The 13,080-nt window shown below is 65.1% G+C and carries 14 protein-coding genes; 7 read left to right on the plus strand and 7 right to left on the minus strand.

The window, feature by feature from the left end:
- Window positions 1–30: 30 nt before the first annotated feature.
- Window positions 31–669, minus strand: coding sequence for an MBL fold metallo-hydrolase (locus tag ARADN35_RS0124790; RefSeq protein ID WP_010467036.1), 639 nt, complete (start codon window positions 667–669; stop codon window positions 31–33).
- A gap of 60 nt (window positions 670–729) precedes the next feature.
- Complete coding sequence (locus ARADN35_RS0124795) at window positions 730–1,647, minus strand: LysR family transcriptional regulator (RefSeq protein WP_010467037.1); 918 nt, start codon at window positions 1,645–1,647, stop codon at window positions 730–732.
- A 111-nt stretch (window positions 1,648–1,758) separates the two neighbouring features.
- Here ARADN35_RS0124795 and gstA point away from each other — a divergent pair, with 111 nt between their 5' ends.
- From gstA to ARADN35_RS26795, 3 genes are read left to right on the plus strand one after another with little or no spacing between them, the layout of a single operon-like run.
- A complete protein-coding gene (gene gstA, locus ARADN35_RS0124800) occupies window positions 1,759–2,367 on the plus strand; it encodes a glutathione transferase GstA (protein WP_010467038.1) in 609 nt (202 codons plus the stop codon).
- Window positions 2,368–2,403: 36 nt separating this feature from the next.
- Complete coding sequence (locus ARADN35_RS0124805) at window positions 2,404–2,631, plus strand: tautomerase family protein (RefSeq protein WP_010467040.1); 228 nt, start codon at window positions 2,404–2,406, stop codon at window positions 2,629–2,631.
- The gene (locus tag ARADN35_RS26795) at window positions 2,628–3,050 is read left to right on the plus strand and encodes a nuclear transport factor 2 family protein (protein ID WP_010467042.1); all 423 of its coding nucleotides are present in this window, start codon (window positions 2,628–2,630) and stop codon (window positions 3,048–3,050) included. The genes ARADN35_RS0124805 and ARADN35_RS26795 overlap by 4 nt, the downstream gene beginning before the upstream one ends.
- A 99-nt stretch (window positions 3,051–3,149) precedes the next feature.
- Here the strand turns inward: ARADN35_RS26795 and ARADN35_RS0124815 are convergent, their stop codons facing one another.
- Together ARADN35_RS0124815 and ARADN35_RS0124820 are read right to left on the minus strand one after the other, a co-directional pair.
- A complete protein-coding gene (locus ARADN35_RS0124815) occupies window positions 3,150–5,057 on the minus strand; it encodes a GspE/PulE family protein (RefSeq protein WP_010467043.1) in 1,908 nt (635 codons plus the stop codon).
- Between the two features lie 22 nt (window positions 5,058–5,079).
- Window positions 5,080–5,883, minus strand: a complete 804-nt coding sequence (locus ARADN35_RS0124820) for an exodeoxyribonuclease III (RefSeq protein ID WP_010467045.1) — start codon at window positions 5,881–5,883, stop codon at window positions 5,080–5,082.
- A 10-nt stretch (window positions 5,884–5,893) separates the two neighbouring features.
- Between ARADN35_RS0124820 and pyrE the strand changes: the two genes are divergently transcribed.
- Window positions 5,894–6,592, plus strand: a complete 699-nt coding sequence (gene pyrE, locus ARADN35_RS0124825; RefSeq protein WP_010467047.1) for an orotate phosphoribosyltransferase — start codon at window positions 5,894–5,896, stop codon at window positions 6,590–6,592.
- Between the two features lie 5 nt (window positions 6,593–6,597).
- Window positions 6,598–7,302, plus strand: coding sequence for a hypothetical protein (locus ARADN35_RS0124830; protein ID WP_010467048.1), 705 nt, complete (start codon window positions 6,598–6,600; stop codon window positions 7,300–7,302).
- A gap of 132 nt (window positions 7,303–7,434) precedes the next feature.
- Here the strand turns inward: ARADN35_RS0124830 and gatB are convergent, their stop codons facing one another.
- Genes gatB through gatC form a run of 3 tightly spaced genes read right to left on the minus strand, consistent with a single transcriptional unit; the run spans window position 7,435 to window position 10,700 of the window.
- Window positions 7,435–8,889 carry an Asp-tRNA(Asn)/Glu-tRNA(Gln) amidotransferase subunit GatB gene (gene gatB / locus ARADN35_RS0124835; protein WP_010467050.1) on the minus strand — a complete coding sequence of 485 codons (1,455 nt, stop codon included), beginning with the start codon at window positions 8,887–8,889 and terminating at the stop codon, window positions 7,435–7,437.
- A gap of 1 nt (window position 8,890) precedes the next feature.
- Window positions 8,891–10,393, minus strand: coding sequence for an Asp-tRNA(Asn)/Glu-tRNA(Gln) amidotransferase subunit GatA (gene gatA / locus ARADN35_RS0124840; RefSeq protein ID WP_010467052.1), 1,503 nt, complete (start codon window positions 10,391–10,393; stop codon window positions 8,891–8,893).
- Between the two features lie 7 nt (window positions 10,394–10,400).
- Window positions 10,401–10,700: an Asp-tRNA(Asn)/Glu-tRNA(Gln) amidotransferase subunit GatC gene (gene gatC, locus ARADN35_RS0124845; RefSeq protein ID WP_010467054.1), complete on the minus strand. Its 300-nt coding sequence runs from the start codon at window positions 10,698–10,700 to the stop codon at window positions 10,401–10,403.
- A gap of 217 nt (window positions 10,701–10,917) precedes the next feature.
- On the opposite strand from gatC, the gene ARADN35_RS0124850 reads away from it, so the two are divergent.
- Both ARADN35_RS0124850 and mreC read left to right on the plus strand, forming a co-directional pair.
- A complete protein-coding gene (locus ARADN35_RS0124850; protein WP_010467056.1) occupies window positions 10,918–11,961 on the plus strand; it encodes a rod shape-determining protein in 1,044 nt (347 codons plus the stop codon).
- 129 nt (window positions 11,962–12,090) lie between these two features.
- A complete protein-coding gene (gene mreC, locus ARADN35_RS0124855) occupies window positions 12,091–13,014 on the plus strand; it encodes a rod shape-determining protein MreC (RefSeq protein ID WP_010467059.1) in 924 nt (307 codons plus the stop codon).
- The last annotated feature ends 66 nt before the right edge of the window (window positions 13,015–13,080 follow it).

Genomic DNA, 13,080 nt, shown 5'->3' on the forward strand with positions numbered 1-13,080 from the left:
CGCTAGAACCCAAAAATGCCAAAAAAAGGCTTACGTCCCACCCACATAGGGGTTGCTTTGGCGCTCACGCCCGAACGTGCTCTCAGGACCGTGCCCAGGGATGAACACCGTCTGGTTGCCCATGGGCCACAGGCGCTGGGTGATGCTGTCGATGAGCTGCTGGTGGTTTCCCTGCGGGAAGTCGGTGCGCCCCATGCTGCCGGCAAACAGCACATCGCCCACAAAAGCACGGTCAATCTGCGGCGCATGGAACACCACATGCCCAGGGGTGTGGCCGGGGCAGTGGCGCACATTCAGCGTCTCGTCGCCAATCTGCACCGTGTCGCCGTCGTGCAGCCAGCGCGTGGGCGTGAAGTGCTGGGCGGGCGGAAAACCAAACATCGCGCTTTGCTGCGGCAGGCCGTCAATCCAGAACTGGTCGCCCGGGTGAGGGCCGACGATGGGCAGCGAAAGCCGCTCTGCCAGCTCGCCCGTGCCGCCCGCGTGGTCGATGTGGGCGTGGGTGAGCCAGATCTGTTCGAGCGTGAGGTCAAGGCGCTGGATTTCTGCCAGCAGCACATCCAGGTCACCGCCGGGGTCGATCACGGCGGCTTTGTGGGTGGCGTCGCACCAGACGAGGGAGCAGTTTTGCTGGAACGCAGTAACAGGGACGGTGAGGTAGCGGAGCATGGTGGGTGAGGATTGGTTTTGTGTATTTTGCGGGTCTGGCGCATGGCGGACGGGACAGGGTCAAGCCCGCGCCAGCCGATCAACGAGGAAATCCACCAGCACCCGCACGCGCAGCGGCATGTGCCGGTTGGCGGGGTACAGCAGCGAAAACGGGCGGGAGGCACCGGCATGTGCGGGCAGCACCTCCTGCAAGGCACCGCTGTGCAGGTCGGCTTCCACAATGAACCGGTAGGTCTGCAGCAGCCCTGCGCCGGCACGCGCCAGGGTCACGGGGCCCAGGATGTCATCGGCGCAGCGCAGGCGGCCTTGGGTGGGCACCTCCATATCGCGCCCGGCCGCGTCGCGCAGTATCCACGCCACCGCCTGCCCGCTGCTGGGCAGCACGAACTGGATGCATTCGTGCGCCGCCAGGTCGGCCGCTTCGTGTGGCGTGCCGCAACGCGCCAGATACGCCGGGGCGGCGACCACCACCAGGGCGGCGTCCTCCAGCTTGCGTGCCACCAGCCCCGAGTCGATGGGTGCGCGACCGCGCACGGCCAGGTCAAAGCCTTCCTCGGTGAAGTCCACGTTGCGGTTGCTCAACTGCAGCTCCAGCTCCACGCCGGGGTAGGCCTGCGCAAATGCGGGCAGCAGGGGCAGGATGCGGCAGTGCCCATAGGAGGTGGGCAGGCTGAAGCGGACGAGGCCCGCCGGGCTTTGTTGCTGGCCTGACAGCTCGCGTTCTGCCTCGGCCAGCTGCCCCAGCGCCTGGCGGCATTGCTCGTAGTAGCGCTTGCCGGCGTCGGTCAGCCGCACCTGGCGTGTCGTGCGCTGGAACAGGCGCACGCCCAGGCGCGCCTCCATGCGTGCCACGGATCGGCTCACCGCCGCCGCCGTCAGCCCGGCCGCCTGGGCGGCGGCCGTGAAGCTTTGCCACTGCGCGGTCAGGCAGAACAGCTCGATGCTGCCCAGCTTCAGGTCGTCAAATTGGCGCGCCATGTCTTGTTTATTACTTCATGTAATCAGTGAAATTACTGGTGCCTAGTTTATTGCTGTTTGCATCGCCAATACCATCGCTTCACCTTTCCACCACGCCCCCAAGGCCTCCCCATGAAGCTGTACTTTTCCCCCGCCGCCTGCTCCTTGTCGCCCCACATCCTGCTGCTGGAATGTGGCTTGCCGTTTGCGCTGGAAAAGGTCGATACCGCGCGCCACCAGACGGCCGATGGGCAGGATTTCTATGCGATCAACCCCAAAGGCCAGGTGCCCGTGCTGGAGCTGGACGACGGCTCCCGCCTCACCGAAGGCCCGGTCATTGCGCAATACATCGCCGACCAGGCCCAGGCCACGCCACTGATGCCGGCCGCCGGCACGCGGGCGCGCTACCGGGTGATGGAGTGGCAGAACTACGTCAGCACCGAGCTGCACAAGTCCTTCACGCCCCTGTTCCACGCCGGGCTGGATGACAACGCCAAGGCCGCACTGGCCGCCCTGCTGCGCAAGAAGATGGAGTGGCTGGACGCGCAACTGCAGGACGGCAACTACCTGACGGGCGAGCACTTCACGGCGGCCGACGCCTACCTTTTTGTGGTGCTGGGCTGGGCCAAGTTCGTGAAGCTGGACATCAGCGACCTGGCCCATCTGCAGGCGTTCATGCGCCGTGTGGCCGCGCGCCCCGCGGTACAGGCCGCGATGCGGGCCGAAGGGTTGCTGGGCTGAGACGCCGTTCATTCATCCATCCACAAGGAACACGCCATGCCTTACATCAACATCAAAGTGACCCGCGAAGGTGTCAGCAGTGCGCAAAAGGCCGCACTGATCCAGGGGGCGACCGATTTGCTGGTGCGCGTTCTGAACAAGGAGCCCGCCACCACCTTTGTCGTGATCGACGAGGTCGAGACCGACAACTGGGGGGTGGCCGGTGAGACGGTGACCGTGCGGCGCCAGCGCGCTCGCGCCGCCACCGACGGGAGCGCGCCATGAGTGACCCGCGCTTCGACGCAGTCGCCGCCGTGCTGCAGGAGTATTTCGACGGCCTGTGCCACAGCGATACCCAGCGCCTGCGCCGCGTGTTCCACCCGCAGGCGGTCTATGCCTGCGCCACGGCCGAGCCTGCGGTGATCCTGCGCATGGAGGAATATTTCCCCATCGTGGACCAGCGCCCCTCGCCCGCGAGCCGGGGCGAGACGGTGCAGGAGCGCATCCTGTCGATTGAATTTGCCGGGCCGGTGACCGCCCTGGCCAAGGTCGAATGCGCCATCCTGCCCAAGCACTTCACCGACCTGCTGACCCTGATCCATGTGGATGGGCGCTGGCAGATCATTGCCAAGGTGTTTCACTACGAGCTGGATCGCCGAGGCGACGGCGTGAACAAGTCGGCGAGCGGGGCTCAATCCGGATGACGCTCATTTTTTGATAGCTACTGGCGCTGATCTTTTAAGCGCCAGCGGCCATTTTTTTCACATTTTTCCAGCGGTAGCCATCGCCGGAGTGGGCGCACATCACAGGTTGGTCGCCGCCACCACTTCCGACATGTCGGTCAACCCCTGCAGCACCTTCTCGATGCCGTCCTGGCGCAGCGTCAGCATGCCCGCGGCCAGTGCCGAATGGCGGATGTCCGAGGCGGGGGCGCGGTGGCGGATGTGCTGGCGGATGGCCTCGTCGCTCAGCATCAGCTCATGGATGCCCAGCCGGCCGTGGTAGCCGTGGCCGTCGCACTTCGTGCAGCCCACGTGCCGCCACAGGCGCAGCTCGCCCTGTGCGCCGCCATGCTGCTGGCGCCAGCGCGCCACCTGCGCCTCGCAGGCCTCGGGCGTGTTGCGGGTGCCACTGTCCAGGTACTGCGACGCCAGGCCCAGCAGCGTGTCGTGGTCGGCCACCCGCGGCTCGCGGCAGGCCGTGCACAGGCGGCGCACCAGGCGCTGGGCCAGGATGGCGAGCAGAGAATCCGAGAAGTTGAACGGGTCCAGGCCCATCTCGAGCAGCCGCGCAATGCTCTCGGGCGCCGAGTTGGTGTGCAGGGTGGACAGCACCAGGTGGCCGGTGAGTGAGGCCTCGATGGCGATGCGCGCGGTTTCCTCGTCGCGCATCTCGCCGATCATGATGACGTCCGGGTCGGCGCGCAGAAAGGTGCGCATTGCGGCTGCAAAAGTCCAGCCGATGCGCGGGTTCACCTGGACCTGGCGCAGGCCCTCCTGCGTGATCTCGATGGGGTCTTCGGCCGTCCAGATCTTGCGGCCGGCGGTGTTGATGTCGCGCACCACCGAGTGCAGCGTGGTCGTCTTGCCGCAGCCCGTGGGGCCGCACACCAGCACCAGGCCGTAACTCTTTTGCACCACCGCCCGCAGGGCCTGCAGGTTGGGCGGGCTCAGGCCGATGTTCTCCAGCGGCAGCGGCTTGGCACCGGCCAGCAGGCGCAGCACCACGTCTTCCAGTCCGCGCGAGGTGGGCACGGTGACCACGCGCAGCTCCACCGGCGGGCCGCCGAAGCGGGCGAAGTCGATCTTGCCGTCCTGGGGCTTGCGGTGCTCCGAGATGTCCATGCCCGCCATGATCTTGATGCGCGCCACCATCGCGAAGCGGTAGCGCGCTGGCAGCTCCAGGTAGGGCGTGAGGTCGCCATCGATGCGCAGGCGGATGCGCACGTTCTGCGGCGCGGGCTCGGTCTCGATGTGGATGTCGGAGGCGCGGTGGTGGATGGCTTCGTCGATCACCGAGTTGATGAGCCGCACCAGGGTGTTGTCCGACTCGCTGATCACGTCGGCCTGCTCGGAGTCCGCGTCCGGGGCCGTGCTGCCGAGGTTGGCCGCCAGCTCGCGAGAGGTGGCGCGTGCGGCGGTGGTCGCGTCGGCGCCGCCACCGGGCTGGGTGCGGTAGGCGCGGTGGATGGCGGGCATCAGCGTGCCGGGTGCGGCCTGCAGCGGAAGGAGCCGGCGCTGTGTGAGAAACCGCAGTTCGTCCAGCAGCACGCGGTCACAGGGATCGGCCATGAGCAACACCAGCGCGTCTTCGCGGGCGATCAGCGGCAGCACGGATTCACGCTCTGCCACTGCGCGTGGCACCAGGGCCAGGGCCGTCGCTTCTGGCGCAATGTCGCCCGGGTGCACGGTGTACTCGCCCAGCCACGCGGCAATGACCTGGCGCAGCTGCTCCTGGGTGAGGACGCCGCCTTCCACCAGGATCTGCCCGATCAGCCGGTGTTGCCCGGCGCCGCGCTCCTGCAATTGCTTCTTGAGGCCGTCTTCCAGAGCCGAGGGGGACAGCATGCCCGCATGGACCAGCGCCTCCCCCAGGTGGCGCGCCTTGCCGACGGTGGGGTGGGGGGTGGAGAGCTGTCTCCACAAAGATTCCGCGTTGGCGGGGCGGAAACCGTGGGGCGGGGGGGCGGTGGAGGCTGCGGTGTCGGGCATCAATGGTCAGAGGCGGGCATCGTCAAAGGCTGAAGTCATAGTCCACCGTGATGGGCGCGTGGTCCGAGAACTTTTCACTTTTGTAGATGGATTCAGCACGTGCCAGCGCTGCGAGCGCGGGGGTGGCCAGGTGGTAGTCCAGCCGCCACCCCACGTTGTTGGCATACGCCTGCCCCCGGTTGCTCCACCATGTGTAGGCGGTGTCCGTGGCGGTAGGTTGTAACTGGCGGTAAACGTCTATGATGCCGCCGCCTTCATCAGTTGTGTGCAACAACTTTGTCACCCAGGCCCGCTCTTCGGGCAAAAAACCACTGTTTTTCTGGTTGCTGCGCCAGTTTTTGAGGTCAATTTGCTGGTGCGCAATGTTGATGTCGCCGCACAGGATGAAGTCGCGTTCGCCCTTGACTTTCATCAGATGGGGATGGAACTCGGCCAGAAACCGGAACTTGGCCTGCTGGCGCTCCTCGCCCGACGAGCCGCTCGGAAAGTACGCGCTGATGATCGACAGCTTGCGGGCCGGCGTGTCGAAACGCAGCTCCACATAGCGGCCTTCTGTATCGAACTCTTCAGAGCCATAGCCAATGACTACATCCGAAGGCTCGTGCCGCGTGTAGACGCCCACGCCGGAATAGCCTTTTTTCTGGGCATAGTGGAAGTGGCCTTGCAGGCCGGCCATGCGCTCGAAGCGGTTGGCCATGTCGGCCGCCTGGGCCTTCACTTCCTGCACACAAATACAATCCGGCCGCGTGGCTGCCATCCAGCTTTCCACGCCTTTGCTGGTGGCCGAGCGGATGCCATTGAGATTGAGGCTGGTTAACTTGAACAAGGAATTCCCCATGGTGGATGTTGGCGCGCAAACCTCTGGACAGGGCCAGCTGGCGCAGGATTTTGTACGTTTTGCCGTCGAATCGGGCGTGCTGCGGTTCGGTGAATTCAAGACCAAGGCGGGGCGCCTGAGCCCCTACTTCTTCAATGCAGGGTTGTTCGACGACGGCCGCAAGATGGGACGGCTGGCGGAATTCTATGCAAAAGCCCTGCTGGCCAGCGGCATCGAATTCGACATGGTTTTTGGCCCGGCCTACAAGGGCATTCCCCTGGCGGCCACGGTCGCGGTGGAGCTGGCCCGGCTGGGGCGCAACGTGCCTTTTGCCTACAACCGCAAGGAGGCCAAGGACCATGGCGAGGGCGGCACGCTGGTGGGTGCCCCCTTGAAAGGCCGGGTGCTGATCGTGGATGACGTCATGTCGGCAGGGACCGCTGCCCGCGAATCCATTGCGATCATCCGGGCCGCCGGTGCCACGCCGCATGCGGTTGCAATTGCGCTGGACCGCCAGGAAAAAGCCACAGAGAATGGCCAGGACGTGGACCATAGCGCCGTGCAGTACGTGCGCGATCAGCTGGGCATGCAGGTGTGTGCCATCGCCCGGCTGGCAGACTTATTGCTGTATCTCTCGCAAAACGGGGAAGAAGGGATGCGCTCGCATCACGAAAAAGTGCTGGCCTACCGCCAGCGGTACGGCGTCAACGAAGGGTAGATGATTTGAGCAAGTCGGCGTGGATCATGGGCGGGTTGGTGCTGCTCACCCTGGGCGTGGAGCTGGCCTCGGCGCAGCCTCAGGAAGCGTCTGGCGGCATCTACACGTGTGTGGACCGCAACGGGCGCCGGCTGACGGCCGACCGGCCTATTCCGGAATGCCTGGACCGGGAGCAGCGCGAACTCAGCCCCTCGGGCATCACACGCCGCCAGATCGGACCCTCGCTCACGGAGCTGGAGCGTGCCGCCCAGGACGCCCAGAACCGCAAGGATGCCGAGGAGCGCGCCCGCATTGTCGAAGAGCGCCGGCGTGAACGCGTTCTCGTCGCGCGCTACCCCGACAAGGCGTCCCACGATGTGGAGCGCACGGCGGCCATCCAGATGGTGGATGACGTGACGGCTACAGCAGAAAAGCGAATCACCGAGCTGAAGGCGGAGCGCAAGAAACTCGATGTGGAGATGGAGTTCTACAAGAAGGACCCCAACAAGGCGCCCATGACGCTGCGCCGCAAGATCGCTGAGATTGACGACAGCCTTGCCGAGCAGCAGCGCTTCATCACGGGACAGGACCAGGAAAAGCGCCGCGTGCACCAGCGCTTTGACGCTGAACTGGCCCAGCTGCGCAAGCTGTGGGACCCTCAGCGCGTGTCCCCCGCAGCGGCTGCGAAACCCTCTGCCAGCGCGGTGCCTCCTGCCTCGGGAGCTCGATAGACGAGGTTGGGGGGCTGAGCTGCACAGAGCCCGCGCCGCGAAAATCACTTAAAGAACCGACTTCAGGATAAAAAAACAAAGGGGCCTCGCGGACCCCTTTGTTCTTTGCGCCTGTGTTTACAGGTCTTGAAATCAGCCCGCCAGCTTGGCACGCAGCAGGTCATTGACCTGTTGCGGGTTCGCCTTGCCCTTGCTGGCCTTCATCGCCTGGCCCACCAGTGCATTGAACGCCTTGTCCTTGCCCGCGCGGAACTGGGCCACGTTGTCGGGGTTGGCGGCAATCACCTCGTCGATGATTTTCTCCAGCGCGCCGGAGTCGTTCATCTGCTTGAGGCCTTTGGACTCAATGAGGGTATCCACGTCTGCAGCTTCACCTTCCCACAATGCATCAAACACCTGCTTCGCTGCATTGTTGGAAATCGTGCCATCGGCGATCCGGCCAATCAGCGCAGCCAGTTGCACCGAAGTGACCGGCGCTTTCTCGATGCCGATCTCTCCCAGGTTCATGCGCCGTGACACTTCGCCCATGATCCAGTTGCTGGCCAGCTTGGGCTGACCGCAGGCCTTGGCTGCTGCCTCGAAATAGGCCGCCATCGCCTTGCTCTGTGTAAGTGTGGTGGCGTCGTATTCGGGCAGGCCGTAGTCCGCCACAAAACGCGCAGCCATGGTGCGGGGCAATTCGGCCATCAGCGCGCGTTGTTCCTGCACCCAGTGCTCTGAAATGTGCAGCGGAGGCAGATCCGGATCAGGGAAGTAGCGGTAATCCGCCGCGTCTTCCTTGGTCCGCATGGCGCGTGTTTCGCCCGTATCCGGGTCGAAAAGCACGGTGGCCTGCTGGATGGCGTGGCCGTCCTCGATCTGGTCGATCTGCCAGCGGATCTCGTAGTCGATGGCCTGCTGCATGAACTTGAACGAGTTCAGGTTCTTGATCTCGCGGCGCGTGCCCAGCGGGCCGCCGGGCTTGCGGACGGACACGTTGGCGTCACAGCGGAAGCTGCCTTCCTGCATGTTGCCGTCGCAGATGCCGATCCAGGTCACGATCTTGTGCAACTCTTTCGCATAGGCCACGGCTTCGTCGGACGAGCGCATGTCGGGCTCGGTCACGATCTCCAGCAGCGGCGTGCCGGCGCGGTTCAGGTCAATGCCGCTTTGGCCGATGAAGTCTTCGTGCAGGGACTTGCCCGCATCTTCTTCGAGATGGGCGCGGACCAGGCGCACGGTTTTCTTTTCGTCGCCGAGAAAAAACTCCACCTCGCCGCCCTGCACCACCGGGATCTCGAACTGGCTGATCTGGTAGCCCTTGGGCAGGTCGGGGTAGAAGTAGTTTTTACGGGCAAAAATACTCACTGGCGCAATGTGGGAGCCCAGAGCCAGTCCTAATTTGATAGCGCAGGCCACTGCTTCGCGGTTCATCACGGGCAGCGTGCCGGGCAGGGCCAGGTCCACCGCGCAGGCCTGCGTGTTGGGCTCGGCGCCAAAGGCGGTGGGCGCGCGGCTGAAGATCTTGCTCTGCGTGGCAAGCTGGGTGTGGGTTTCGAAGCCGATAACGACTTCATAACCGTGGATCAATTTGCTGGTCGTCGTCATGTCACAGACCTCCGGGTTGGCGGAGGTGGAAATCGGTGGCTTGCTGCAGGCGGTGCGCGGCGTTCAGAAGGCGGGCTTCCTGGAAGTAGTTGCCAATCAGCTGCAGCCCCACGGGCAAACCCCCTTCGCCAAAACCTGCAGGCACGCTCATGCCGGGCAGGCCGGCCAGCGAGCCGGGCAGGGTGAAGATGTCGGCCAGGTAGTCGGCCAGCGGGTCGGCGCCATGCTCGCCCAGCTTCCAGGCCACGGTGGGGGCCACGGGGCCGGCGATGAGGTCGCAGCTCTTGAACGCGTTCTGGAAGTCGTCGGCGATCATGCGGCGGATCTTCTGCGCCTGCAGGTAATAGGCGTCGTAGTAGCCGTGACTCAGCACATAGGCGCCGATCATGATGCGGCGCTTGACCTCGTCGCCAAAGCCTTCGGCGCGGGTCTTCTTGTACATGTCCACCAGGTCGGTGTAGTCCTTGGCGCGGTGGCCGAACTTCACGCCGTCGAAGCGGCTGAGGTTGGACGAGGCTTCGGCGGGGGCAATGATGTAGTACACGGGGATGGACAGCTCGGTGCGCGGCAGGCTGATGGGCACGAGCTTGGCGCCGAGCTTTTCGTATTCCTTCAGGGCGGCGTCCACGGCGGCGCGCACATCGGGCGCCAGGCCTTCGCCAAAGAACTCGGCGGGGATGCCGATGCGCAGGCCGTCAATGCTGTCGTTGAGCTTCGCGCTGAAGTTCTCGGCAGGCACATCGAGCGACGTGGAGTCGCGGTCCGGGTCGGGGCCGCACATGGCAGACAGCAGCAGCGCGCAGTCTTCGGCCGAGCGGGCCATGGGGCCGGCCTGGTCGAGGCTGGACGCAAAGGCGATCATGCCGTAGCGGCTGGCGCGGCCATAGGTGGGCTTGATGCCGGTGATGCCACAAAACGATGCGGGCTGGCGGATGGAGCCGCCAGTGTCGGTGCCGGTGACGGCCGGGGCCAGGCGCGCGGCCACGGCCACGGCGCTGCCACCCGACGAGCCGCCGGGGATGCGGCTGGTGTCCCAGGGGTTGCGCACGGGGGCCGGGGCGCCAAAGCCCACAGGGGCGACGGCGGAGTTCTCGTTGGACGAACCCATCGCGAACTCGTCGCAGTTGAGCTTGCCCAGCGTCACGGCGCCCGCATCGGCCAGCTTGGTGACGACGGTGGCATCAAAGGGCGACTGGTAGCCCGCGAGCATCTTGGAGCCCGCCGTGCTGGGGAAGTCGCGCGTGACGAAGATGTCCTTGTGGGCAATCGGCACGCCTTCCAGTGCGCCCGCCGTGCCAGCGGCAAGGTGCGCATCGGCGGCCTGGGCCTGGGCCAGGGTGGCGTCTTCGTTCAGGGCCACATAGGCGCCCAGATTCTGGTGCGCTTTGGCGCGGGCCAGGAAATGCTGGGCGGCTTCGACGGCAGAAAATTGCTTGTTGCGCAGGCCGGTGGCCAATTCGGAAACGCCCAGGTCGTGCAGGGCTTTGGTCGTTGTTGTGCTCATGCGCGTCTCACTCGATCACTTTGGGGACGAGGAACAGGCCGCGCTCTACAGCGGGTGCGCTCTTCTGGTTGGCTTCACGCTGGTTGGGCTCGCTGGCCACGTCCTCGCGCAGCCGCAAAGCCACGTCCTGGATGGCAGCGACGGGGTGCGCCAGGGGCGTGATGCCCGAGGTATCCACAGCCCGCATCTGTTCCACGATGTCAAAGAAGCCATTGAGCTGGGTCAGCATGCGCTCACTTTCGGAGGGTGTCAGCTCAAGCCGTGCCAAATTGGCGATGCGGCCGATGTCCTGGGGGGTCAGTGCCATAGGGAGGAGAATCTAGAGAAACCAGAAGTAAAGCTGTGATCCGGGCCGCGCCGGAGGGAGTTATTCACAGGGGATGGGGTATTATCCCGGCTTTGCCGCAATACCCCCTTCACTGCCGGTTTTTGTGCGAAAAAAGCGATTTTTGACCCCCACCCACACCCTGACACACCTGGCGATGGCAGGCCGACGTGCATGCCGTGCCTGAGAGGATTTTTGAATGTTCGGAGCTTTCCGTCGGTATTTCTCCACCGACCTTGCCATTGACCTTGGCACCGCCAACACCCTCATTTTCGCCCGCGACAAGGGCATTGTGCTTGACGAACCTTCCGTCGTCGCCATCCGCCACGAAGGCGGGCCGCACGGCAAGAAAGTCATTCAGGCGGTAGGCCGCGAAGCGAAAGCCATGCTGGGCAAGGTGCCCGGCAATATCGAGGCCATCCGGCCCATGAAGGACGGCGTGATTGCTGACTTCGTGATCACCGAACAGATGATCAAGCAGTTCATCAAGATGGTGCACCCGCGCACGCTGTTCACCCCCAGCCCGCGCATCATCATCTGCGTGCCCTGCGGCTCCACCCAGGTCGAGCGCCGCGCCATCAAGGACGCTGCAGAAGCCGCTGGCGCTACTGCCGTCTATCTGATCGAAGAACCTATGGCCGCCGGTATCGGCGCGGGCCTTCCGGTGTCCGAAGCCTCGGGCTCCATGGTCGTGGACATCGGCGGTGGCACCACCGAAGTCGGGGTGATTTCGCTGGGCGGCATGGTCTACAAGGGCAGCGTCCGCGTCGGTGGCGACAAGTTTGACGAAGCCATCATCAGCTACATCCGCCGCAACTACGGCATGCTGATCGGCGAACCTACGGCCGAGGCCATCAAGAAGAGCATTGGCTCGGCCTTCCCTGGTTCGGAAGTGCGCGAGATGGAGGTCAAGGGCCGCAACCTGTCCGAAGGCGTACCGCGCAGCTTCACCATTTCCAGCAACGAAGTGCTGGAGGCGCTGACCGACCCGCTTAACCAGATCGTCTCTGCCGTGAAGAACGCGCTGGAGCAGACCCCGCCCGAGCTGGGCGCCGACATCGCCGACCGCGGCATGATGCTGACCGGCGGCGGCGCGCTGTTGCGCGACCTGGATCGCCTGCTGGCCGAAGAAACCGGCCTGCCGGTGCTGGTGGCGGAAGACCCGCTGACCTGCGTGGTGCGCGGCTGCGGCATTGCGCTGGAGCGCATGGACCGCCTGGGTAGCATTTTCACGAGCGAGTAAGCCTGCGGGCCTGTATGCTGCAGGCACTTTTTCGCTCTGAACTGCATGACCGCACCTGCTCCATTGCTTCTGTCTGAGCACATGCCCGTGGAGTTGCCTCCACGCGGCAGATCCTGACCGCTTCGCACGATGCCACTGGGTACTCTTGAGCGCAGCGCTCCCCCTTTCTTCAAACAGGGCCCTTCGGCCCTGTCGCGTTTGGCCGTCTACAGCGCACTGGCGCTGTTTCTCATGGTGGCCGATGCGCGCTTTCAGCTCACCGGGCCTTTTCGGCAGGCGGTGGCCACCGTGCTCTATCCGGTGCAATGGCTGATGCTCAAGCCCGTGGAGTTTGCGAGCCACGGTGCGGACTATTTCCAGTCGCTGCAGACCGCCCAGGAAGGGCTGGATGCCGCGCGCCAGAAGATGACCCTGATGGGCCAGCGCGCCAACCAGGCGGAACAACTGGCCCTGGAAAACGGGCGGCTGCGACAGCTCTTGGCGCTGCGCGACCGCCTGGAAACCCCGGCGCAGGCCGCAGAGGTGATCTATGACACGGCCGACCCCTATACGCGCCGCGTGGTGATCGACCGCGGGCAGATGGGCGGCGTGATGTTGGGTGCCCCGGTGATGGACGAGGCGGGCGTGCTGGGACAGGTCACGCGGGTTTTTCCGCTCGTGAGCGAAGTCACTTTGCTGGTGGACCGCGACCAGGCCATTCCCGTGCTGAACGTTCGCACGGGCGCGCGCGGGGTGGCCTATGGCGATCCCGTGGCCGGACACGGCGGCGGCATGGAGCTGCGCTTCATGCCTGCGAATGCCGACGTGCGCGAGGATGACCTGCTGACGACCAGCGGCGTGGACGGTTTGTACCCCTCGGGCCTGCCCGTGGCGCGGGTGCTGCGGGTGGAGCGCCGGGCCGACTCCGCCTTCGCCAGGGTCTACTGCACGCCCCTGGCCCAGGTGCAGGGGGCACGCCACGTGGTGGTCCTCCAGCCCTTGGCCGAGAACGCGCTGCCGCGGCCGGAGCCCGCGCACCCCGCGCCCGCGAAACGCGGAGGGCGCCGGGGATGACGAAGTACGTGTCAAGGAGGCGGTGGCTGGACCACGGCCTGCGAAAGGGTGAACCCCTTTCGAAAG

The organism is Acidovorax radicis N35 (genome assembly GCF_000204195.1).
GTDB lineage: Bacteria > Pseudomonadota > Gammaproteobacteria > Burkholderiales > Burkholderiaceae_C > Acidovorax > Acidovorax radicis.